General features: G+C 69.6%; 19 protein-coding genes and 1 tRNA gene. 17 read left to right on the top strand and 3 right to left on the bottom strand.

Annotated features, from left to right (window positions below):
- The first annotated feature begins 97 nt into the window (after nucleotides 1–97).
- The 5 genes from AB0D59_RS38770 to AB0D59_RS38750 all read left to right on the top strand — a co-directional run bounded on the left by AB0D59_RS38770 (nucleotide 98) and on the right by AB0D59_RS38750 (nucleotide 8,627).
- Nucleotides 98–1,648, top strand: a complete 1,551-nt coding sequence (locus AB0D59_RS38770) for an alkaline phosphatase D family protein (protein ID WP_362575651.1) — start codon at nucleotides 98–100, stop codon at nucleotides 1,646–1,648.
- A 128-nt stretch (nucleotides 1,649–1,776) separates the two neighbouring features.
- Complete coding sequence (locus AB0D59_RS38765) at nucleotides 1,777–3,018, top strand: hypothetical protein (protein ID WP_362575649.1); 1,242 nt, start codon at nucleotides 1,777–1,779, stop codon at nucleotides 3,016–3,018.
- 291 nt (nucleotides 3,019–3,309) lie between these two features.
- Nucleotides 3,310–4,809: a bifunctional cytidylyltransferase/SDR family oxidoreductase gene (locus AB0D59_RS38760; RefSeq protein ID WP_362575647.1), complete on the top strand. Its 1,500-nt coding sequence runs from the start codon at nucleotides 3,310–3,312 to the stop codon at nucleotides 4,807–4,809.
- A 183-nt stretch (nucleotides 4,810–4,992) separates the two neighbouring features.
- Nucleotides 4,993–7,080 carry a hypothetical protein gene (locus AB0D59_RS38755; RefSeq protein ID WP_362575826.1) on the top strand — a complete coding sequence of 696 codons (2,088 nt, stop codon included), beginning with the start codon at nucleotides 4,993–4,995 and terminating at the stop codon, nucleotides 7,078–7,080.
- Nucleotides 7,081–7,412: 332 nt separating this feature from the next.
- A complete protein-coding gene (locus AB0D59_RS38750) occupies nucleotides 7,413–8,627 on the top strand; it encodes a glycosyltransferase family 2 protein (RefSeq protein ID WP_362575645.1) in 1,215 nt (404 codons plus the stop codon).
- Nucleotides 8,628–8,666: 39 nt separating this feature from the next.
- Here the strand turns inward: AB0D59_RS38750 and AB0D59_RS38745 are convergent, their stop codons facing one another.
- Nucleotides 8,667–10,064 (bottom strand): polysaccharide pyruvyl transferase family protein, encoded by a 1,398-nt coding sequence (locus AB0D59_RS38745; protein ID WP_362575643.1) that lies wholly within the window; start codon nucleotides 10,062–10,064, stop codon nucleotides 8,667–8,669.
- Between the two features lie 234 nt (nucleotides 10,065–10,298).
- Between AB0D59_RS38745 and proB the strand changes: the two genes are divergently transcribed.
- From proB to AB0D59_RS38720, 5 genes are all read left to right on the top strand, one after another.
- Nucleotides 10,299–11,405, top strand: coding sequence for a glutamate 5-kinase (gene proB / locus AB0D59_RS38740; RefSeq protein WP_362575824.1), 1,107 nt, complete (start codon nucleotides 10,299–10,301; stop codon nucleotides 11,403–11,405).
- Between the two features lie 133 nt (nucleotides 11,406–11,538).
- Nucleotides 11,539–11,967, top strand: a complete 429-nt coding sequence (locus AB0D59_RS38735) for a hypothetical protein (protein WP_189261483.1) — start codon at nucleotides 11,539–11,541, stop codon at nucleotides 11,965–11,967.
- A gap of 87 nt (nucleotides 11,968–12,054) precedes the next feature.
- Nucleotides 12,055–13,341: a glutamate-5-semialdehyde dehydrogenase gene (locus AB0D59_RS38730; protein ID WP_362575641.1), complete on the top strand. Its 1,287-nt coding sequence runs from the start codon at nucleotides 12,055–12,057 to the stop codon at nucleotides 13,339–13,341.
- Nucleotides 13,342–13,491: 150 nt separating this feature from the next.
- Nucleotides 13,492–14,067, top strand: coding sequence for a hypothetical protein (locus AB0D59_RS38725; protein WP_362575639.1), 576 nt, complete (start codon nucleotides 13,492–13,494; stop codon nucleotides 14,065–14,067).
- A gap of 89 nt (nucleotides 14,068–14,156) precedes the next feature.
- On the top strand, nucleotides 14,157–15,227 hold the full coding sequence (locus AB0D59_RS38720; RefSeq protein ID WP_362575637.1) for a hypothetical protein: 1,071 nt from the start codon (nucleotides 14,157–14,159) through the stop codon (nucleotides 15,225–15,227).
- A 10-nt stretch (nucleotides 15,228–15,237) separates the two neighbouring features.
- Here the strand turns inward: AB0D59_RS38720 and AB0D59_RS38715 are convergent, their stop codons facing one another.
- On the bottom strand, nucleotides 15,238–16,395 hold the full coding sequence (locus AB0D59_RS38715) for a M48 family metallopeptidase (RefSeq protein WP_362575822.1): 1,158 nt from the start codon (nucleotides 16,393–16,395) through the stop codon (nucleotides 15,238–15,240).
- A gap of 101 nt (nucleotides 16,396–16,496) precedes the next feature.
- Here AB0D59_RS38715 and AB0D59_RS38710 point away from each other — a divergent pair, with 101 nt between their 5' ends.
- The 7 genes from AB0D59_RS38710 to AB0D59_RS38680 all read left to right on the top strand — a co-directional run bounded on the left by AB0D59_RS38710 (nucleotide 16,497) and on the right by AB0D59_RS38680 (nucleotide 20,927).
- Nucleotides 16,497–16,658: a hypothetical protein gene (locus AB0D59_RS38710; protein WP_362168800.1), complete on the top strand. Its 162-nt coding sequence runs from the start codon at nucleotides 16,497–16,499 to the stop codon at nucleotides 16,656–16,658.
- A 176-nt stretch (nucleotides 16,659–16,834) separates the two neighbouring features.
- A complete protein-coding gene (locus AB0D59_RS38705) occupies nucleotides 16,835–17,002 on the top strand; it encodes a hypothetical protein (RefSeq protein ID WP_351692895.1) in 168 nt (55 codons plus the stop codon).
- A gap of 69 nt (nucleotides 17,003–17,071) precedes the next feature.
- On the top strand, nucleotides 17,072–17,764 hold the full coding sequence (gene nadD, locus AB0D59_RS38700) for a nicotinate-nucleotide adenylyltransferase (protein ID WP_362575635.1): 693 nt from the start codon (nucleotides 17,072–17,074) through the stop codon (nucleotides 17,762–17,764).
- A 16-nt stretch (nucleotides 17,765–17,780) separates the two neighbouring features.
- Entirely contained in the window at nucleotides 17,781–19,505 is a 1,725-nt protein-coding gene (locus tag AB0D59_RS38695; RefSeq protein WP_362575633.1) for a LytR C-terminal domain-containing protein, read from the top strand.
- 101 nt (nucleotides 19,506–19,606) lie between these two features.
- Nucleotides 19,607–20,050, top strand: a complete 444-nt coding sequence (rsfS, locus tag AB0D59_RS38690) for a ribosome silencing factor (RefSeq protein ID WP_362575631.1) — start codon at nucleotides 19,607–19,609, stop codon at nucleotides 20,048–20,050.
- Complete coding sequence (locus AB0D59_RS38685) at nucleotides 20,050–20,718, top strand: histidine phosphatase family protein (protein WP_362575629.1); 669 nt, start codon at nucleotides 20,050–20,052, stop codon at nucleotides 20,716–20,718. Before rsfS ends, AB0D59_RS38685 begins: the two co-directional genes overlap by 1 nt.
- Nucleotides 20,719–20,854: 136 nt before the next feature.
- A tRNA-Ala gene (locus AB0D59_RS38680) sits at nucleotides 20,855–20,927 on the top strand.
- A gap of 60 nt (nucleotides 20,928–20,987) precedes the next feature.
- Here the strand turns inward: AB0D59_RS38680 and AB0D59_RS38675 are convergent.
- Nucleotides 20,988–21,887: a helix-turn-helix transcriptional regulator gene (locus AB0D59_RS38675; RefSeq protein ID WP_362575627.1), complete on the bottom strand. Its 900-nt coding sequence runs from the start codon at nucleotides 21,885–21,887 to the stop codon at nucleotides 20,988–20,990.
- Between the last annotated feature and the right edge of the window lie 288 nt (nucleotides 21,888–22,175).

Genomic DNA, 22,175 nt, shown 5'->3' with positions numbered 1-22,175 from the left:
CGCACGAATGCTCTGGTTCAGCGCACGGACCGTCCGACCGTGGGAGCTTCCGAAGGTCAGGCCGTTCAAGAGGCCACTGTGGCAAGGGAGTCCGCGCATGACCGGAGCACCATCGCCCGACCGACGCCGCTTTCTGACCGCCGGTGCCGCCGTCCTCACAGCCGCCGCATCCGCCCAGCTCTGGCTGCCCGCCTCCGCACAGGCGGCCGAAACCCCGCTGCCCGACGGCGTGTTCAGCCTCGGTGTCGCCTCCGGCGACCCGCTCCCCGACGGCATCGTGCTCTGGACCCGGCTCGCCCCCGACCCCCTCGACGGCGGCGGCATGCCCGACACCGTCGTCCCCGTCGCCTGGGAGATCGCCGAGGACGAGCGCTTCCGCAAGACCGTCCGCCGGGGCACCGCCCACGCCCGGCCCGAGTACGGGCACAGCGTTCACGTGGATGTCCGAGGGCTGCGCCCCGGCCGCTCCTACTGGTACCGCTTCCGCGCCGGCGGCCGGATCTCCCCGACCGGCCGCACCCGCACCGCGCCACACCCGCACGCGGGGGGCGGCTCCCTGCGCGTGGCCCTGGCCTCCTGCCAGAACTGGCAGCACGGCTACTTCACCCCGTACGCCGACATGCTCGCCCAGGACCCCGACGTCGTCCTCTTCGTCGGCGACTACATCTACGAGTCCACGCCGTCCTCGGCCGGCCCACGCCGCCACGAGGGGACCGGAGAGCCGTACACCCTGGCGCAGTACCGCAACCGCTACGCCCAGTACCGCAGCGACCCCGACCTCGCCGCCATGCACGCGAACGCGCCCTGGGTGGTCACCTTCGACGACCACGAGGTCGACAACGACTGGGCCGGCCAGGTCCCGCAGGACCCCGACAAGCAGTCCCACGACGCGTTCGTCGCCCGGCTGACCGCCGCCTTCCAGGCCTACTACGAGCACATGCCGGTCCGGGCCACCGCGATCCCGGGCGGACCGCACATCCAGATGTACCGCCGTCTGGAGTTCGGCCGGCTGGCCCGGCTCAACGTCCTCGACACCCGGCAGTTCCGCAGCGACCAGGTCACCGGCCAGGCGGCCGCCGAGGACCCCTCCCTCACCATGCTCGGCGCCGAGCAGAAGCGGTGGCTCCTCGACGGACTGCACCGCTCACCGGCCCGCTGGAACCTGATCGCCTCGCAGATCATGATGGCCGAGACCGACATCCTGCCCGGCGACGGAAAACTCTGGTACTACGACGCCTGGGACGGCTACCAGGTCGAGCGCAACGCCCTGTTGGACGAGTTCGCCTCGATCCGCAACCCCGTCGTGCTCAGCGGCGACCGGCACCTCACGATGATCAGCGACCTGAAGAAGGACTTCGCCGACCCGTCGTCGGACGTGGTCGGCGCCGAGTTCGTCGGCACCTCCATCTCCAGCAACGGCGACCAGGACCAGGCCGCCTTCCACGCCCAGTTCGACCCGCTCAAGCCCGACAACCCGCACTGGAAGGTCATCGACGCCCACCGCGGCTACCACCTCTTCGACATCCGCCGCGACGGCATCGACGCGCGCGTGCGGGTCGTCGACACCGTCGTCAAGCCGCAGGCCACCGCGAGCACCTTCGCGACCCTGCGCGTCGAGGCGGACGAACCCGGCGTACAGGTCGTGTGACGGGCGAAGAGCGACGAACGGATCGGGCGCGCCGACAGTGAAGTCTGTGTAACGGGAGCCTGGGACTCATCTGTGTCCCAGGCTCCTCTCAGGTGAACCTAAGGTAAACGTCTTACCTTCCGTTAACCATGGAGACGGACTGTACGAGAAGCGAAGCCCCGGTGGACAACGCCCCCATAGGCCCCATGAGCCGCACGAGCCCCACCGGCCCCCTTGCCGCCCTGCCCGCCGGCACCCGCCTGCTGCACATCGGCCCGCACAAAACCGGCACCACGGCCATCCAGGGCGCCCTCTTCGCCGCGAAGGACAAGCTGCCCGAGCACGGCGTGGTGTTCCCGGCGACCACCCGGCACCCCATGGAAGCCGCCCTCGCCGCCTGCGCCCGGCCCGCGATGATGGGCGATACCATGCCCACCGAGAAGCACTGGACACGGCTGCTCAAGCAGGTCGAGGCGACCGGATCCCGGACCTCCGTGATCAGCAGCGAGTTCTTCGCCGACGCCCCCGACGACGAGACCGTCGCCCGCATCGTCGAGCAGCTCGGCGGCGACCGCGTCCACATCCTCGTCACCCTGCGCCCGATCGCCCGGATCATGCCCTCGCAGTGGCAGCAGTACGTGCAGAACGGGCTGCGCATGGGGTACGAGGAGTGGCTGGATCACATGCTCCGCAAGGCCCCCTACGAGAAGCCCAACCCCAGCTTCTGGCGCAGGCACCGGCACGACCGGCTCGTCGAACGCTGGATCCGCGCGGTCGGCGCCGACCGGCTCACCGTCGTCGTGGCCGACGACCAGGACCGCGACAGCCTGATGCGCACCTTCGAAGCGCTGCTCGGACTGCCCGAAAACCTCCTGCGGCCCGTCCCGGACGCGGCGAACCGCTCCCTCACCCTCGCCGAGACCGAAATGCTGCGAAAGCTCAACATGGAATTCCGCGGCAATGGACTGCCCGACGAGCTCTATTCCAAGCTCGTCCGCAACGGTGCCGTCATGCATATGAAGAACACGTGCAGCCCCACCGCCGAGGACGTGAAGATTTCCACCCCCGACTGGGCCGTCGAGGCCGCCGGCCGCATCGGCGCCGAGATGGTGGAACGCATCGGCGCCATGGGCGTCCGGGTCATCGGCGACCCGTCCCTGCTCTCCGCCGTGCCCGAGCAGCGCGAACCGGCCGCCGGCCCGGCCACCGCCGAGGCCCGCATCGCACCCGAGGTCGCAGCCCAGGCCCTCTACGGCGCACTCGCCGCAGCGGCCGCGGCGCCGGTGCGGCACACCGCCGAGGCGAAGGCCCGCACGGTGCACCAGACGTCGTCGAAGGAACTCGTACGGGTACTGGGGCACCGATGTCTGAAGAAGCTGCGACGGCGCTGAGCGTGGTCCTGCGTGTGGACGGCTTAGCTGCGCTAAGCCGTCCGTGCGGCACGGCTTAGCCCTGCTGAGACGTGCCATGCGTCACGCACAGCAATCGGAATGCCCTGTGTAGTTACTCACAGCAAATTCACGGAACTTCCCCGGACGTCCGATGGGCGACGCCCATCACCAGCGATGCAAGGTGAATGAAAGGTTGCGGGCACATATGCAGCGGGCGGCACTCACCTTGCACTGCGGTTACCGGAAGTGGGACCATTTCCTGGTTCCCTGATGCCCCAAGGTAGGTCACCTGTGTCCCAGCGCATAGCCAAGCCCCGAACCACCGCAGTCATCCTGGCCGGTGGCACCGGCCAGCGGGTGGGTCTGTCGATCCCCAAGCAGTTGCTGAAGATCGCCGGCAAGGCAGTCATCGAGCACACCCTGACCACCTTCGAGAACGCCGACTCGATCGACGACATCATCGTGCTGATGGCGCCGGGCTACGTGGCGGACGTCGAGAAGATCGTCGCCAAGGCCGGGTTCGCCAAGGTCAAGAAGATCATCGAGGGTGGCACCACGCGGAACGAGACCACCGAGCGCGCCATCGAGGCGCTCGGCGAGGGCCTGGCCGACGGCGAGGACCTCAACGTCCTCTTCCACGACGCCGTACGCCCCCTGCTGTCGCAGCGCGTCATCGACGACTGCGTGGCCGCCCTGGAGCGCTACCAGGCCGTCGACGTCGCCATCCCGTCCGCCGACACCATCATCGTCACGCGGACGCACGGCGAGGACGGCGAGTTCATCACCGAGATCCCGGACCGCTCCCGGCTGCGCCGCGGCCAGACCCCGCAGGCGTTCAAGCTGTCCACGATCAAGCGGGCCTACGAGGTCGCCGACGGCGACCCCAACTTCCAGGCCACCGACGACTGCTCCGTCGTCCTCAAGTACCTGCCGGACGTCCCGATCCACGTCGTCGCGGGCGACGAGTACAACATGAAGGTCACCCAGCCCGTCGACGTCTTCATCGCCGACAAGCTCTTCCAGCTCGGCTCCACGGCCGCGCCCGAGCAGAAGGACGAGGACGCCTACCGCGAGCTGCTTACCGGCAAGACCGCGGTGATCTTCGGCGGTTCCTACGGCATCGGCAAGGACATCGCCGAACTCGCCGAGTCCTACGGCGCGAACGTCTACGCGCTGGGCCGCTCCACCACCGGCACCCACGTGGAGAACCCGGAGGAGGTCGACGACGCGCTCTCCAAGGCGTACGCCGAGACCGGCCGCATCGACTACGTCGTCAACACCGCCGGCGTGCTGCGCATCGGCAAGCTCGCCGAGACCGACAACGCCACCATCGAAGAGGCGCTGAAGGTCAACTACCTGGCCCCGGTGCAGATCGCCCGCTCCAGCTACAAGTACCTCGCCGAGACCAACGGCCAGCTGCTGCTCTACACCTCCAGCAGCTACACCCGCGGCCGCGCCGAGTACAGCCTCTACTCCTCGACCAAGGCCGCCATGGTGAACCTCACCCAGGCCCTGTCCGACGAGTGGGCCGGCGACGGCATCCGCGTCAACTGCGTCAACCCCGAGCGCACCGCCACCCCGATGCGCACCAAGGCGTTCGGCCAGGAACCGGCGGGCTCGCTGCTCTCCTCCGAGGCCGTCGCCCGCACCTCCCTCGACGTGCTGCTGTCCGAACTCACCGGCCACGTCATCGACGTCCGCCAGCAGGACCCGACGGCCGCCGCAGGCCTGGCCACCGGCTTCGAGCAGGCGCTGGCCAGTGTCCTGGACCGACAGGCCGGCGTGGCATAATCAACCTTCATTAGTCATCTGTAATTCAGGCCTCTGTGGCTGCGCGTTCGCGGAGCAATCACAGGGGCCTGAACCGTAAGAATTCCCGATCGACAACCTCCCAGATCGTCCGCAAGGTCAAATTCCGGCCTTTTTGTCAGCAAAAGGTTCTCCGTGATATCCACCGCTATTCGCGTCGCCCGGGTGGGCAGCGCGGCCGAGCTGGCCGCGGCGGCACTCATGATGCTGGGCTTCCCCGTACTCATGATCGCCGCGCTCGTCCCGAGCGTTTACGCCTTCGCGGCCGCGGCCGCCGTCACGTACCTGGCGGACCACTACCTGCACCGCAAGGGCAGTTACCTCATCAACCGCCTGAGCAAGGTCCGGGCCGGCCTGTCGATCCGCTTCCTGATCCGACAGCTGCTGCTGATCCTGCTGCTGGCCCGGATGTCCCTGTCGAACGACCTGATCTTCTACGGCGCGATCGCCTGCTTCATCGCCTTCTACGGCCTGCAGGCCCCGCACGGCGCACTGGTCACCCTGATCCGCAACCGCCGCCGGATGCCGGTCGCCACCCGCAACGTCGACCTGAAGTCCCGCATCCGCATCCCGAACGCCCCGCCGCGCGGCCTGCTCGACCGCTCCGCCGAGAAGATGCTCCACCTCGACCTCGCGGCCGTTGTAGGCCTGCTCGTCTCGGCGATGACCGACAACGCCGTCGCCGGCTTCGTCGGCATCGGGATCACCCTCGCCCTGGGCTGCGGGTACGTAATGGTGCTGATGCCGTACGTGCGCGGCCGCAAGACCCCGCCGAACGCGGACGCCGTGCTGGCCGCCGTCGACGACTGGCTGGGCCGCTACAAGCCTGAGACCGTGCTCTACTTCTCCGGCTCCAAGGACTCCGCCTACCAGGTCAACATGTGGCTGGAGACCATGGAACAGCTGGACTCCCGCCCGCTGGTCCTGCTGCGCGAACGGGTCATCCTGCAGAACCTCGCCCCGACGACCGCCCCCGTCATCTGTGTGCCCGGCGGTGTGCACCTGATGAACCTGGACCTCTCCACGGTCCGTGTCGCCCTCTACGCGGCCAACGTCGGCAAGAACATCCACCTGCTGCGCGTCCCCACCATGAAGCACGTCTTCATCGGCCACGGCGACAGCGACAAGCTGGCCAGCGTCAACCCCTTCAGCAAGGTCTACGACGAGGTGTGGACCGCCGGCCGCGCGGGCCGCGACCGCTACGCCATCGCCGACGTCGGTGTCCGCGACGACGACATCGTCGAGGTCGGCCGCCCGCAGCTGGCCCCCATCCAGAGCCGGCCGGACGACACCGCCGCCGAGGGACACTGCCCCACCGTCCTCTACGCGCCCACCTGGGAGGGCTGGGACGGCAACCCCGGCAACACCTCCCTCGTGCTCGCCGGCGAGAACATCGTGAAGAAGCTGGTCAAGGCCGACCCGCCGGTCCGCGTCCTCTACAAGCCGCACCCCTTCACCGGCACCGTCAGCGCCGAGGCCGGCGCCGCCCACCGGCGCGTCATCGCCCTCGTCGAGAAGGCCGCCGCCCAGCGGGCCGCCGACCCCCGTTTCACCGCCGACACGGCCGCCCAGACGGCGGCGCGGGCCGAGCTGACCCGTATCGAGGCCCGCCTGGCCGAGCTGACCGGCACCGGCGGCGAGAAGCGCGACGAGGCCGAGGCCAGCCGGGACGACGTCGTCGACCTGAAGAAGCACGAGGAGATCGCCCGGCTGCGCGCCGAGTGGAACGACGCCCACTGGCGTTCCTTCCCCGACCACGAGCACCGGGTCGTCACCGGCGCCGAACCACGCCTGTACGACTGCTTCAACGTCTCCGACGCGATGGTCTCCGACATCTCCAGCGTCGTCTCCGACTTCATCGCGAGCGGCAAGCCGTACGCCGTCACCGACTCCGCCGAAGTCGGCGCGGAGGAGTTCAAGCGGGCGAACACCGCCGTACGCGCCGCCGTGATCCTCTCCAACGGCGCCAAGGAACTGGACGCCCTGCTGGACGCCGTACGCGATCCCTCGGCCGATCCACTGGCCGTGGACCGGGACGAGCTCAAGCGGTATCTGCTGGGACCGGACGAGCCCACCTCCATCGAGCAGTTCAACGCCGCCGTCGCCTCGCTCGCCCGCAAGGCCGAGGTCCGCAACCTGGGCCAGGAAGCCCGGATCGCGGCCGGTGACCCCGAGGCGGCCGAACTCGCCGAGGTGCTGCCCGGAGACCCGCTGAAGGCCGCCGGCGAGGCCGAGGACACCATCGCCGGCTGACCGCTCGCACCACAACGCCGAGGGGGCTCGGTCCCGGGAGGTTCGCCCGGGACCGAGCCCCTCGGCGTTCCTCCGAGGGCGCGACTTCTTACCTCTGCTTAGCCATTCACGCCGCATCTTCTTACCGATGCTTCGCAATTTCCGGTGAGCAGCTCTTACCGCACGTCCGTACTGTCGGACGTAACCCGCTGTACACCGCACGGCTTGCCACTCGTCATGTGACATGCGCCACTGGAAGTGCACGTCAAGGCAACCGGTTGTGCCGACCGGCCATCTAACACGTTGCGATCGAGGTGACGCAGGGGGAACGCACCATTGACTAGGGGGAAAACGTGACCGTCGTTGCGCAGCCTGATGTGACTGTGATCATCGGGGCGTACGAAGCGATGCCGTATCTCGTCGAATGCCTGGCCTCCGTGGAGCGCCAGACACTCGACCCGGCACGCATGGAGGTCATCGCCGTCGACGACGGGTCTACCGACGGCACGGGGGAGTATCTGGAGGAGTTCGCGGACCGTGTGGCCATGCCGGTCACCGTCATCCGCCAGGAGAACTCGGGTGGCCCCAGCGGCCCCCGCAACGTCGGCCTCGCCAAGGCCGCCGGCCGCTATGTGTTCTTCCTGGACGCCGACGACCGGCTCGGCCCTGAGGCCCTCGCCCGTATGGTCGCCATGGCCGACAAGAACAACACGGACGTCGTCCTCGGCAAGGTCGAGGGGATCAACCGCACAGCCCCGCGGTCCATGTGGGGCCGGACGCTCGACCGCACCGACGTCTTCTCGTCCAACATCAAGTTCACGCTCAGCGCGCAGAAACTGTTCCGCCGCGCACTTCTCGAACAGCACGGCATGCGTTTCGACGAGTCCCTGTGGACCGGCGAGGACGCGCTGTTCACCATGGAGGCCTATCTGCGCGCCGACGGAGTCTCCGTGGTCGCCGACTACCCCTGCTACTACCTGGTCGGCCGCGAGGACGGCAAACACGTCACCAAGAGCGGCAGCTACACCCTCCGCTTCGACTCCGCACGTGCCCTGATGAACCTGATCGCCGACATGGTCCCGGCCGGACCGCGTCGCGACGCGCTCATGGTCCGGCCGTTCCTGGTCACCCTGCTCCCGCAGTTCGGTCCCAAGTTCCTCAAGGACAGCGACGAAGTGCGCCGGAAGAAACTGGAGCTGGCCAAGCCGCTGATGGACACCCACTGGAATCCGGAGATCGCCCGCCGCCTCAAGGTCCACGAACGACTGCGACTCCACCTGGTCGCCGTACAGCGCCCCGACCTCCTCCTGGACGTCGTCGAGTTCGTACGCGCCAAGAAGCAGGCCGGTGCCCTCCTGGAGAAGCGCGGCACCCGCGTCTATTTCGCCTACCCGCACTTCCGCTCCAGGACGGCAGGAGTTCCCGACTGGATCTACCTCGCCGAGGCCCGCGAGGCCCGCGACATCGCGGGCTACCGGGAGGACGCGGCCAACACCTTCCTGCGGCGCGCCCTGCGCAGACTCCGCAGATCGCTGCCGGCACGGGAAGTCAAAGCGGCGGCGGCCTGACCGGGCGTCTGGCGCCCGGTGCCCAGTCAGGCCGCCGGCCTACTGGCCCGTCCCCAGCGCCCGCCGGATCGGCTTGCCCATGGCCCGTCGGGCCCGCCGGTAGACCGAGGGCGGCGGCACGACGACCGTCGCCTTGGCGCGGGACCCCGCGCGCTTCAGTTCCTTCTGCAGCCTGACGTTGTCCAGCGACAGTTCGTCGATACGGCTGTGCAGCCAGCCGAACCGCGAGGTGAGCGAGGCGAGATCCGCTTCGTTCCAGGGGCGGATGCCCGCCGGGAACGTCAGCGCGCGCATCCGCTCCTCGAAGGCCGCACCGCCGTCGCCGTGCGTGAAGGTGTTCTCCAGACCGTTCCGGTCGAGGAATCCGGTGAACCGCTCGAAGCGCTCCCGGTGGCCGCCGACCAGCCCGCCGAAGTCCGCCTCCGCGTACAGCTTCGCCGGGTCCGCCGAATCGGGATCCTCGACCGCCTGGTCCAGCAGCAGGTGCGGGATCTCGAAGTAACGGCACAGCTCCAGCGTCCGCGAGTCACCGCACAGCACGGTGGCCGGCGTGCCGGCGAGCAGCGCCGCGATGTTGCCGTGGATGCGCGAACCGAAGGAGAAGTCGAAAGACCGCAGATCGTCGATCCAGGTGACCGGGTCGATGTAGACCCGCACCTTGTCCTCACGGAACATCGGATGGTCCGGGTGGGTCGGCATCGCGGTCACCGCGGCGTTCGGGTCCGACAGGTCCCGCCAGTGCAACTGCCGCGCGTCACTGAGGTTCTGGCCGACGAACCGCAGATACGGGTAGCGCTCGTGGGTGCGCGTGATGATCCGGTCCAGGCCCTGCGTGCGCACCGCGCTGTGCGAGCCGTTGATCGCGATCCGCGAATCCGGCGTCAACTCCAGCGCCTTCTTGTGCACCGGGAGCCGGTCGCCGTACAGGAACAGCGAAGGACAGCCGATGATCTCGACGTCCTTGAAGCCCATGCTTCTCAGGTACTGCTCGGTGAACTCGCCCCGCACGCCGATCGACGCGCTGCGCTCCAGCACCGCCGCGCAGAACTCCCGCACGGTCGGCTCGATGCGCTTCAGCCGGTCCGGGTTGTAGCCGACTCCCGTCTGCGCACCGACACCGAGCACGACAACCGGGATCTTCAGCTTCGAGATCAGCCGGGTCATCCGCTTCAACGCGCTCTCGAAGGACGGCCGGAAGGCGTTGGCGAGCGGTATGACGAAGGCGTCGTACTCCTCGTTGATCCGTGCCGCGGCGGAGGCGTCGGAGGGCATGCCGTTCGAGACGACCTCGGTGCCTGGGGCCTCGAGAATCTTGTGCGCGGCATCGCTGAAGATCAGGTTGCCGGAGTTGGTGGCTATGACGTCCCGGTGCAGGGCCTCCTCGACGCTGACCACGTCGTAAGGACTCTTGCCCGATCTGAGGAGGATGCGCTTCACGCTGCGAACTTTAGATGACACAAACTTCAAATTAACTTTGCGTTTGCTTCATTTTCTATAAGCAGTCCGTGCAACCTTTTTGCCGTGAGCGGGGCGTGATCGATCGGTCACGCAACGCGCGTGCGTGTTCCTGTCCGGAGGCTGGACGGCCGCGTCTCCCGTACATCCGCTTCGCGTAGATTGCTGCCACGCGCAAGGAAGTGGGGACAGGACGTGACAAGCGCAAGGCAGGCCGTGAGCGAGGCCCGCAGGATCGTCGTCAAGGTGGGTTCCTCCTCACTGACCACTGCCTCCGGCGGCCTGGACGCCGACCGGGTCGACGCGCTCGTCGACGTCCTTGCCAAGAGCCGCAGCGGAGGAGAGAAGGAGGTCGTCCTCGTCTCCTCGGGAGCGATCGCCGCCGGACTCGCCCCGCTCGGGCTGCGCCGCCGCCCCAGGGACCTCGCCCGCCAGCAGGCCGCCGCCAGCGTCGGCCAGGGCCTGCTCGTCGCCCGCTACACCGCCTCCTTCGCCCGCTACGGAGTCCGCGTCGGCCAGGTCCTGCTCACCTCCGACGACATGAGCCGCCGCGCCCACCACCGCAACGCCTCCCGCACCCTCGACAAACTCCTCGCGATGGGCGCCCTGCCGGTAGTCAACGAGAACGACACCGTCGCCACCGACGAGATCCGTTTCGGCGACAACGACCGCCTCGCCGCCCTCGTCGCCCATCTCGTCCACGCCGACCTCCTGGTCCTGCTCTCCGACGTCGACGGCGTCTACGACGGCGACCCCGGCAGGCCCGGCACCTCGCGGATAGCGGAGGTGAGGGGCCCGGAGGACCTCGCGGGCGTCGACATCGGCAGCGTGGGGAAGGCCGGCGTCGGCACCGGCGGCATGGTCACCAAGGTGGAGGCCGCCCGGATCGCCGCCGCCGCGGGCATCCCCGTCGTCCTCACCGGCGCCGTGCGCGCCGCCGACGCGCTCTCCGGCGGTGACACCGGCACCTACTTCCACCCCACCGGCAAACGGTCCGCAGAACGCCTCCTGTGGCTCCAGCACGCCTCCACCCCGCAGGGCTCGCTCACCCTCGACGACGGCGCCGTCCGCGCGGTCGTACAGGGCCGCAAGTCGCTGCTGCCGGCCGGGATCGCCGCCGTGGAGGGCGAGTTCGCCGCGGGCGACCCGGTCGAGCTGCGCGACACCGAAGGACGCGCGGTCGCACGCGGGCTCGTCAGCTTCGACGCCAAGGAGATCCCCCAGCTGATCGGGCGTTCGACCAGGGAGCTGGCGCGCGAACTGGGCCCGGCGTACGAACGCGAGGTCGTACACAGGGACGACCTGGTGATCCTGCACCCGTAAAAACGGGGCGTAACGACGGACCCCGGTGGGGGACGTTCCGTAAAACCGCCACACGAACCCTTGCGGCCTGCTCAACTTTGTCTCAGGACCACGTTCCGCACGAACACAGCTGGCACAGCTGAAGGAGGCCGTCGTGAGACGAGTGCGCCCTGGGGCTGCGGCGTCCCGCGGTGCTCTGACGAGCGTCGCGGCCGGGGACACCTACGAGGAGCCGAAGGACCTGCCCCGTCTGTGGCACGTCACCCTCAGCGTCTGCGGTGCCGAGGTCCCCCTGCCGGAACTGCGCCGCGGACTCGAACAACTGGCCCACGACCACCCGTTCCTCCTCACCAGCCGCTACGCCTGCGACCACGCCGAGATCCGCTACTGGGAAGAGGCCCGCGACCTCCACGACGCCGCCGCCGTCGCGCTGCGCCTGTGGGGCGAGCATCGCCAGACCGCCGGCCTGCCCGCCTGGGAGATCGTCGGCCTGGAGGTCATCGACCGCACCACCTACCATCAGCGGATCGCCGAGGGTTACGGTCCGCCACCGGCGACACCGGTCGGTATCCACCCGTTCTGACCATGACCGCTATTGCCCCCTTTTGATCCCGTCTCGCGGTATGGGATGACGCCTGGACGGGACGTCGGCGCGCACTACCCTTCCCCCATGACCACGCTCTCGCCGTACGACGCCATGTCCCCGGTCACCCAGGCCGCCTACCGCGCCAAGGCCGCCGCCGCCGACCTCGCGCCGCTGCCGCGTGCCGTGAAGGACGACGCGCTGCTCGCCATCGCGGACGCCCTGGAGGTCCGTACGAGCGAGATCGTCGAGGCCAACGCCAAGGACATCGCCAAGGCCCGCGAGAACGGCACCAGTGAGGCGATCGTCGACCGCCTCACCCTCACCCCGGAGCGGGTCCGCGCCATCGCCTCCGACGTCCGTGACGTCGCGAAGCTGCCCGACCCGGTCGGCGAGGTGGTCCGCGGCTCCACCCTCCCCAACGGCATCGACCTGCGCCAGGTCCGTGTCCCGCTCGGCGTCGTCGGCATCATCTACGAGGCCCGCCCGAACGTCACCGTGGACGCGGCCGTCCTCTGCCTGAAGTCCGGCAACGCCGTCCTGCTGCGCGGCTCCGCCTCCGCCTACGAGTCCAACACCGCCCTCGTCCGCGTCCTGCGCGACGCCGTCGGCGGCGCCGGGCTGCCCGCCGACGCCGTCCAGCTGGTGCCGGGCGAGGGCCGCGAGTCCGTCCACGAGCTGATGCGCGCCCGCGGCCTCGTCGACGTCCTCATCCCGCGCGGCGGCGCCTCCCTCATCCAGACCGTCGTCATGGAGTCCAAGGTCCCCGTCATCGAGACCGGCACCGGAAACTGTCACGTCTACGTCGACGCGCACGCGGACATCGACATGGCGATCGACATCCTGATCAACTCCAAGGCGCAGCGGGTCAGCGTCTGCAACGCCGCCGAGACCCTCCTCGTCCACCAGGACATCGCCCCCGAGTTCCTGCCGCGCGCCCTGGACGCCCTCGCCGAGGCCGGCGTCACCGTCCACGCCGACGAACGCGTGCTGGCCTATGCCAAGGACTCCAAGGCGACCGTCGTCGAGGCAGTCCCGGAGGACTGGGAGACCGAGTACCTGTCGTACGACATCGCCGCCGCCGTCGTCGACTCCCTCGACCGGGCCGTCGAGCACATCCGGCTGTGGACCTCCGGGCACACCGAGGTGATCGTCACCACCTCCCAGCAGGCCGCCCGCCGCTTCACCCAGCTGGTCGACTCCACCACCGTCGCCGTGAACGCCTCCACCCGCTTCACCGACGGCGGCCAGTTCGGCTTCGGCGCCGAGATCGGCATCTCCACCCAGAAGCTGCACGCCCGCGGCCCCATGGGCCTGCCGGAGCTGACCAGTACCAAGTACATCGTCACCGGTGACGGCCACATCCGCCGCTGACACCCGTATGGCCCAGCCGCGCACGCCCCGCGGCGTGCGGGCGCGCGGGAGGGCGTGCAGGCCCGGGCACGGGCGTGAGAGGCGTCTCACAGGGCCTATGAATTTCCATACCGTCTGCCCAAATTGACCCCCCAGGTCTACTCTGGATCCGTGCCGGAGGACGTGGGGGGCACGCCGTTCCCTGACGGCTGGGAGCCCGACGACGACCATGACCGCGGGATGTCGGACGAAGAGTTCGACTCCGTGGTCTTCGACGAGGCCTTCGTGAAGGCGGCCGTGATCCACGAGCCGACCGCGGTCGAACGCCTCCTTGCCGCCGCACAGGCCAGAGCCGAGGCCTCCGAGGCCGAGGCCCGCCGCGCCCATGCCAGAGGCGAGCTCTACGACGACGGCTACGGCCCCGATTTCGGCCACGGCGCCGACCTCGACGACCTGGACGACCCCGACGTACTCGAAGACCGGTACGGCACCGCGGGGACGTACGGCAAGCACGTCCGCTGGCACCGTCCCGTCGCCTGGGTGCTCGCCGTCGTCATGGGCATCGGCATGGTCGCGCTGGCCTTCGCGGCCGTCTACCGCGGCGCCTCCTCGGGCGGCAGCCGCGACCAAGTGCCCAGGCCCCCCTCCACCGGCCTGGAACAGGGCACCGCGGCGGCACCCTCCGCGTCCGCCGAGTACTCCCCGCCCGCCCAGCCGGCGGTCTCCGCGGTCCCGCGCACCCCCTGAGCGGCGATTGCCCGTTCTGGTGAGAACCTGTCAGAAGTTGTCGTGTAGCTGGGCGTTTACCTGAGGCTTCCGAGACCTACTCTGAGAGTATGGGCGGGCCTGTGGACCCACCCGAGGGGACACCCGAGGGCGGCCCCGTGGGTGGAGAGGACGAATACCGATCCGTCGTCTTCGACGAATCGTTCGTTCGCGCTGCCCGCCTCCAGGAGTCCTCCGCGCGCGAACGCATGGCCGACCACGCCCCCGCCGTACGCCGCCGTCCGCCCCTGCGCCGGGGCCTCACCCGGCAGGCCCTGATCCTCGTCCTGCTGATCCTCGTCGCCTTCGGCACCGCGATCTACATGGGCGTCCGCCACCCCTACGGCACCCAGGAGGCCCAGCGGCCCGTCGAACCCCTGCGGATGACCGTGGTCCCGCTCGCCCCGCAGGGCAAGGTGCCCGGCGCCGCGGACGCCGAGACCCTGTTCGCGCACAGCCCCGCCGCAGAGTACGAGGTCGGTGCCGAGGGGATACCGCTGCCGCCCGCCCGCAGCACCGCGCACTTCTCCGACAGTCAGGTCGTCACCGCCCTGACCACCGCCAAGGACTTCATCGTCCGCTCCGCGCTCTACCCCGAGGTCCTCGACAGCAGCGAGGTACGGCCCGCGCGGGTGCTGCTCGACCCCGGGCAGCTCGACCAGTTCGACCAGAGCCTCGACCACCCCGCGGCGGACGGACGGCACGCGCCCACCGGATGGCTGGTCCGCTTCGACCCCACCCGCGCCGAGCTCGCCGATCCGAAGATCCGCGTCCAGGGCAGCATGCAGGCCACCGAGACCGACTCGGCCACCCTGGAGGTCACCGCCGACCACACCCTCGTCTACGCACTGCGGGCCACCGGCGCCCCGGCCGGCTCCCAGATCTCCCTGTTCACCGTCCGCCGCGAGCTGACCTTCCGCTTCGACCGGGACGACCTGCGCCTGCGCCAGACCCAGCTGGTCGTCTCCTACGTCCAGGCCGGCCCGCTGTCCTGCGCCGGGGACTCCGCCGACCACCTGCACCCGCTGCTGGCCGGCGAGACGGCCAGGGCGGGCGGCCCGGCGGGCACCAACCCGTACGCCACGGACAGCGCCACCGCCCTGTGCGGGACGCTGGCCGCCGGGGCCGAACCGAAGGTCTGACGAGCCCCCGCTACTCCTCGTCCTGCGGGGGAGCCTCCTGCGCGGGACCGTCCTGAGACGGCGCGTCCTGCGGGGGAGCGTCCTTCGAGGCAGTGTCCTTCGAGGCAGCGTCCTTGGGGGGCGACGCGCTCGTGAACCCCTCGAAGCCGCGCTTGACCCGGCCGCCCAGGCCGCCGGCCCCGCCCGCTATGTCCGTGACCAGCTTCATCAGCGGGTCCTTGGAGCTCTTCACATCGCTCGCATAGCTCGCCGCCGACTCCTTGAACGAGTCGCTGACCGAGGTGTCCTTGTCCCCGTCCCGCCGCGGATAGTGACCGTCCATGATCCGCTGGTAGTCACGGGACTCGGCCCACTTCTTCAGCTCGGCCGCGCGGACCGTGGTGAAGGGGTGCGAGCGCGGCAGCACGTTCAGGATCTTCAGCACCGAGTCGCGCAGATCGCCCCCGGCCTCGTACTCCTCGGCCTGCTGCAGGAACGCGTCCACGTTCATCTCGTGCAGGTGGTTGCCGCCCGCGATCTTCATCAGCCCACGCATCGAAGCCCGCGGATCCTGCCCCACCAGCAGCCCCGCCCGGTCGGCGGACAGCTCCGACTTGCGGAACCACTCCCGCAGCGCCGTCACGATCGCCATGATCGCCAGATTGCCCAGCGGGATCCAGGCGACGCGCAGCGCCAGCGTCGTCAGGAACAGCAGGATCGTGCGGTACACCGAATGCCCGGACAGCGCGTGCCCCACCTCGTGCCCGACGACCGCACGCATCTCCTCCTCGTCGAGCAGTTCGACGAGCCCCGTGGTGACGACGATGATCGGCTCGTCCAGGCCGATGCACATCGCGTTGGGCTGCGGGTCCTGGTTGACGTACATCGGCGGGACCTTCTCCAGGTCCAGGATGTAACAGGCGTCCCGCAGCATGTCGTTCAGGTGTGCGAACTGCTGGTCCGACACACGGACCGAGTCGGACAGGAACAGCAGCCTCAGGCTCCGCTCCGGAAGCAGTCCGCTGAGCGCCTTGAAGACCGTGTCGAAGCCGCTCAGCTTGCGCAGCGCCACCAGGGCCGAACGGTCGGCAGGATGCTCGTACGCGCGCGAGGAGATCCCCGGGAACCGCCTGCGCTGCCTGCTCGGCACCCGCTCGTGCCCGTGTCGCTCGTGGCCGTCGTCGGACATGTCATCCCCCATGTGCGTGAGTGTGCCCACCGTGCCCCCGAAGCAGGGCCCAGCCTAGGCGGAGATACCGTGGACGGGCAGTACAGCCGAAGGAGTGCCTCATGGAGCACAACCCCCGAGCCGCCTGGCTCACCCAGGCCGCGAGCGCCGCCCATCAACAGGGCTCGGGCGACCTGCTGCGGGTCGTTCTGATCGTCATGTTCCTGGGCTGCGCGCTGACGGCCTGGTTCCTGCTGCGCGGGTACAGACAGAAGGACGACTGAGCCGCCGGGATCGTTCCCCACCCCGTGTGGCCGAGGGAGCCGGTATGACCGAGGAGCCGGCCCGACGGACCCGAGGAGTCGGCTCAACGGAGGAGTCGGCGTGATCGTCGCCGGGCCGCCCGCATACGATGGGCCGACGTCTTTATCCCGTCCACACGCGATAGGTCCTGCCGCAGATGATGAATCTTCACAGCGCCGCTGCCCAGTTGGTCACCCTCGCCGCCGAGGGCGAGGAGCACGGCGGCAACCACAACAGCCTCAACCCGCTCGTCACCGGTGGCAGCGCGTTCATCATCCTGCTGCTCCTGCTGTGGATCACCACCCGTTTCAACCGCGACCGCTGAGCCGGCGGCCGAGCCCGGCACCCGTCCTCGGGGCGGGGCCCACGGGCCGGGCCGGTAGGGTCTGCACGCATGGGAGAGCAGGACATGCCTACCGGTCCGGCGCATGACGCGGCCGATGCCGCCGAGGACACGGTGACGACCCCGCGGTACACCCCCGCGGGCCCCTCGCACACCGGCAAACGCCGCCTCGGTGTGATGGGCGGGACGTTCGACCCGATCCACCACGGGCACCTCGTGGCGGCCAGCGAGGTCGCCGCCCAGTTCCACCTCGACGAGGTGGTGTTCGTGCCGACCGGGCAGCCGTGGCAGAAGACCCACCGCAAGGTCTCACCGGCCGAGGACCGCTATCTGATGACGGTGATCGCGACCGCGGAGAACCCGCAGTTCTCCGTCAGCCGTATCGACATCGACCGCGGCGGTCCCACCTACACCGTCGACACCCTGCGCGACCTGCGCGCCCTCAACCCCGACGCCGACCTCTTCTTCATCACCGGCGCCGACGCCCTCGGCCAGATCCTCACCTGGCGGGACTCGGAGGAACTCTTCTCCCTGGCCCACTTCATCGGCTGCACCCGGCCCGGCCACCAACTGACCGACCGCGGTCTCCCGGAGGGCGGCGTCTCGCTGGTGGAGGTTCCCGCGCTCGCCATCTCCTCCACAGACTGCCGTGCGAGAGTCGCCAAGAGCGACCCCATCTGGTACATGGTGCCGGACGGAGTCGTGCGCTACATCGACAAGCGCGAGCTGTACCGCGGCGAGTGAGCCGAGAGGGGCACCGGTGAACGACCGATACGACGCGGGCTACGGAAGCGACCAGTACGAACTCGTCGGCTACGACGAGTACGGGCAGCCGGTGTACCGCCAGATCCCGGCACAGCAACAGCAGACGTACGATCCGTACGCCGGACAGGGCTACGGCTACGACCCGTACGCCGGAGACGGCCGGCAGGGCACGCAGCCGTACGACACCGGCCGGCAGGGCCCGCCGTCGTACGACACCGGGCAGCAGGCCCCCGTCCCCCCCGTTCACGACACCGGGCAGCAGCCGGTCACGCCCGCCTACGACCCGTACGGCACCGGCGGCCAGCCCGTCTACGACCCCTACGGGCAGGCCGCCACCAGCGGCCGGCAGCCCCGGGTCGCCGAGCAGACCGCGCACATCCCGCAGCAGGCCGGGCCCGTCGCGGAACCCGCCGGTCCCCGGCAGGCCCCCGGGGACGAACGGGACTACCACACCGAGCAGTTCGCGTTCGTCGAGGTCCCGGACGGTGACTCCGAGGACGTCATCGACTGGCTCAACTTCACCGAGAACCGCACCGAGCGCCGCGAGGAGGCCAAGCGCCGCGCCCGCAGCCGCATGATCGCCCTGGTCGTCGTCCTCGCCCTGGTCGCCGTCGGCGGCGCCGGCTACCTCTGGTACGCCGGAAAACTGCCCGGCCTGTCCTCCTCCGGCTCCAAGGGCGGTACGACGACGTCCGCGGCCGCCCAGAAACGCGACGTGGTCGTCGTCCACCTGCACAACACCAGCGGCGGCGGCACCTCGACCGCCCTGCTCGTCGACAACACCACCACCAAGCAAGGCACCACTGTCCTGCTGCCCAACTCGCTCGCCATGACCGACGACGACGGCACCACCACGACCCTCGCCAAGTCCGTCGGCGACGACGGCTCCTCCGGGACCCGCGACCAGCTCGACACCGTCCTCGGCACCAACATCGAGGGCACCTGGCGCCTGGACACCCCCTACCTGCAAAACCTCGTCGAACTCGTCGGCAACATCGACATCGACACCGACGCCGACGTCCCCGACCCGGACGCCAAGAAGAAGGGCGAGGCACCTCTGGTCCACAAGGGCAAGGACCAGACCCTCAGCGGCAAGGCCGCCGTCGCCTACGCCACCTACCGCGCCTCCGGCGAGGCCCAGAACGCCCAGCTGGAGCGGTTCGGGCAGGTCATGCAGGGCGTGCTGCGCAAGATGTCCTCCGACTCCTCGGCCGCCACGGTCACTGTGCAGACCCTCGCGCAGATCCTCGACCCCTCGCTGACCGACAAGGACCTCGGCACCTTCCTCGCCAAGCTCGCCGACCTCGCCAAGGGCGGCGACTACAAGACCGCCCTGCTGCCCGTCCAGAGCGACGGCACCCTCAGCGCCCAGACCAGCTCCAGCGTGGTCAAGGACATCCTCGGCGGCACCGCCAAGAGCCCCTCCGCGGACTCCGCGGTCCGGGTCTCCGTCCAGAACGCCACCGGCGTCAAGGACAACACCGACAAGGCCCGCGTGGTCCTCGTCAACGGCGGCTACACCTTCCTGGAAGGCGGTACGGCCTCCGGCTCCCAGGCCGCCTCCAAGGTGCTGTACTCCGACGCCGCCGACAAGGAGAACGCCACCGAGGTCGCCAAGACCCTCGGCCTGGGCACCGGCGCCGTCGCCAGGGGCACGGTCGGCTCGGGCGCCGACGTCTCGGTCGTCCTCGGCCAGGACTACAAACCGTCCTCCTCCTGAGCACGCCCCCCGCACCCCACGTGACGCGGTAATCACGTGGGGTGCGCCCGGCGGTCCGTGAGACCCTTGAGGTCAAACGACCGCCGACGGAAAGCCATGTAGTGACCGCCACCAACCGTTCCCTCGAGCTCATCACCGCCGCCGCACAGGCGGCCGCCGACAAGCTCGCCCACGACGTCATCGCCTACGACGTCAGCGACGTCCTGTCGATCACGGACGCCTTCCTGCTGGCCTCCGCGCCCAACGACCGCCAGGTCAAGTCGATCGTCGACGAGATCGAGGAGCGCCTCCAGAAGGAACTCGGCGCCAAGCCGGTGCGCCGCGAGGGCGACCGCGACTCCCGCTGGATCCTGCTCGACTACGTCGACATCGTCGTCCACGTCCAGCACAGCGAGGAGCGCGTCTTCTACGCCCTGGAGCGGCTGTGGAAGGACTGCCCCGAGATCGAGCTGCCCGCCGACGCCAAGGCGACCCGAGGCAAGGCAAGGGAGCACGCCGAGCTGAAGGCCGCCGAGGACGCCGACGAGCCGGCCGGGGAGTGGTGATGAGCGCCACGGGCGAGGTCACCGACCGCAAGGGACGCGGCCGCCGCATCATCCTGTGGCGGCACGGCCAGACCTCCTGGAACGTGGAGCGCCGCTTCCAGGGCTCCACCGACGTCGAGCTCACCGAGACCGGCATCGGCCAGGCCCGCCGCGCGGCCCGCCTGCTCGCCTCCCTGAGCCCCGACACGATCGTCTCCTCCGACCTGAGGCGGGCATCCGACACAGCCGCCCAGCTCGCCGAGCTCACCGGCCTCGACGTGATCCGCGACGAGGCGCTGCGCGAGACCTACGCGGGCGTGTGGCAGGGCCTCACCCACGAGGAGATCATCGCCCACCACGGCGACGAGTACGCCGCCTGGAAGCGCGGCGAGCCGGTCCGCCGCGGCGGCGGCGAACTGGAGACCGAGGTCGCCGACCGGGCCGCCCCCGTCGTGCTCCGGCACGCCGAGAAGCTCCCCGAGGACGGCACCCTGGTGGTGGTCAGCCACGGCGGGACCATCCGCACCACCATCGGCCGCCTCCTCGGCCTGGAGTCCCAGCACTGGGAGAGCCTCGGCGGCCTCACCAACTGCTGCTGGTCCGTGCTCGGCGAAGGCGCCCGCGGCTGGCGGCTCCTGGAGCACAACGCGGGCACCCTCCCGGAGCCGGTCCTCGGCGACGACGACTGAGAGCCCTTTTCGGCCGTCGGCCGACGGTCCTCCGGCCGCCCGTCCCGCCCCGGGACCCGGATTTCACTTTCCGGCAGGTCGCAGGCTAAAGTTCTTCTTGTTCGCCCCGCCGAGCGGAAAGACGGGAAGAACACGAGGGGCTATAGCTCAGTTGGTAGAGCGCCTGCATGGCATGCAGGAGGTCAGGAGTTCAATTCTCCTTAGCTCCACAGATCGACACTCCACACACTGTCGAGTTGTCAAAGATCGGTGAGAAAATCCCGTCCTCTTCAGAGGGCGGGATTTTGTGTGTGCTTCTGGATGATCTCGGCGCCGGTCACCGGCCACAGCCGCTCCCTGCGCTCCCGCAGCAACGCGACCTGCTCCCGCGTCCGTTCGTCCTCCGGCGTGTAGACCACGATCCGGGACTCCGGCATCCCGTCGATCGACAGCGACTGCGACGTCATCCGCAGCTCGCCCACCGCCTCATGACGGAACGTCTTCACCCGCGGCCCCGGCTGTGCCACCGCACCGCTCGCCCACAACCGGGCGAAGTACGCACTCGCCCCGGACAACGCCTGTATGAACTCCTCCCAGGCCGGCTCTCCGACATGTCTGCCGTAGCAGGAGCGCAGAGTCGCCACCATCACCGGCAGTTCACGCTCCCGGTGCACCACCGGGCAGGCCTCCTCCGACACCGTGAACAACGTCCACAGAACGTTCGGCACACCGATCCGCACCGTCTCGGGCACCAGGAACAGGTCCCGGTATGCCGGGTTGGTGGCCAGCACGTCGTACCGCGACGTGTACACCACCGCGGGCAGCGGGTGCAGGGCGTCGATGATGCCCTGCACCTCCGCGCCGACCGACCGGGACAGACCCTCCGGCGCCGCCGCGTACGGCACCTCCGCCAGCCGGTACAGATGCTCCCGCTCCGGCGCGTCCAGCCGCAGTGTCCGCGCCACCGCGTCCAGCACCTGCGGCGACGCGTTGATCGGCCGGCCCTGCTCCAGCCACGTGTACCAGGTCACCCCCACGCCCGAGAGCTGGGCGACCTCTTCCCGGCGCAGCCCCGGAGTACGCCGCCGCAGCCCCGGCGGCATCCCCATGTCGGCCGGTGTCACCCGGGCCCGCCTGCTGCGCAGGAACGCGGCCAGCTCCGGCCTGCGGCGGTGTGCTGTCGTCCTCATCGTCACGCCCCCCGTCGTCACGTCCTCCATCGTGGGCGCAGCACCCGCGCTCTGCCAGGTGCTGCCAGTACCAGCATCGGCGGGCTCTCGGCACCCGTACCGGCCCCTCGCCACGCTCGGACGCATGACGACGACATCCCGGACGGGACCCGGTCCCGCACCCGCTCGAACCCCTGCGAAAAGTGAAGCACCCGGCACTGACATTGATGCTGATACTCAGGTTCCGGTGGTCGTGGCTCGGGCACTGACTGACGCCCTGCTGGGCTGTCTTCCGGCTGTTCTGTCCGG

The sequence above is a fragment of the Streptomyces sp. NPDC048417 genome (assembly GCF_040651615.1).
In the GTDB taxonomy this organism is placed as follows: Bacteria; Actinomycetota; Actinomycetes; order Streptomycetales; family Streptomycetaceae; genus Streptomyces.
The sequence above is the reverse complement of the archived record's forward strand: the minus strand, read 5'-3'. Positions and strand labels throughout refer to the sequence as shown.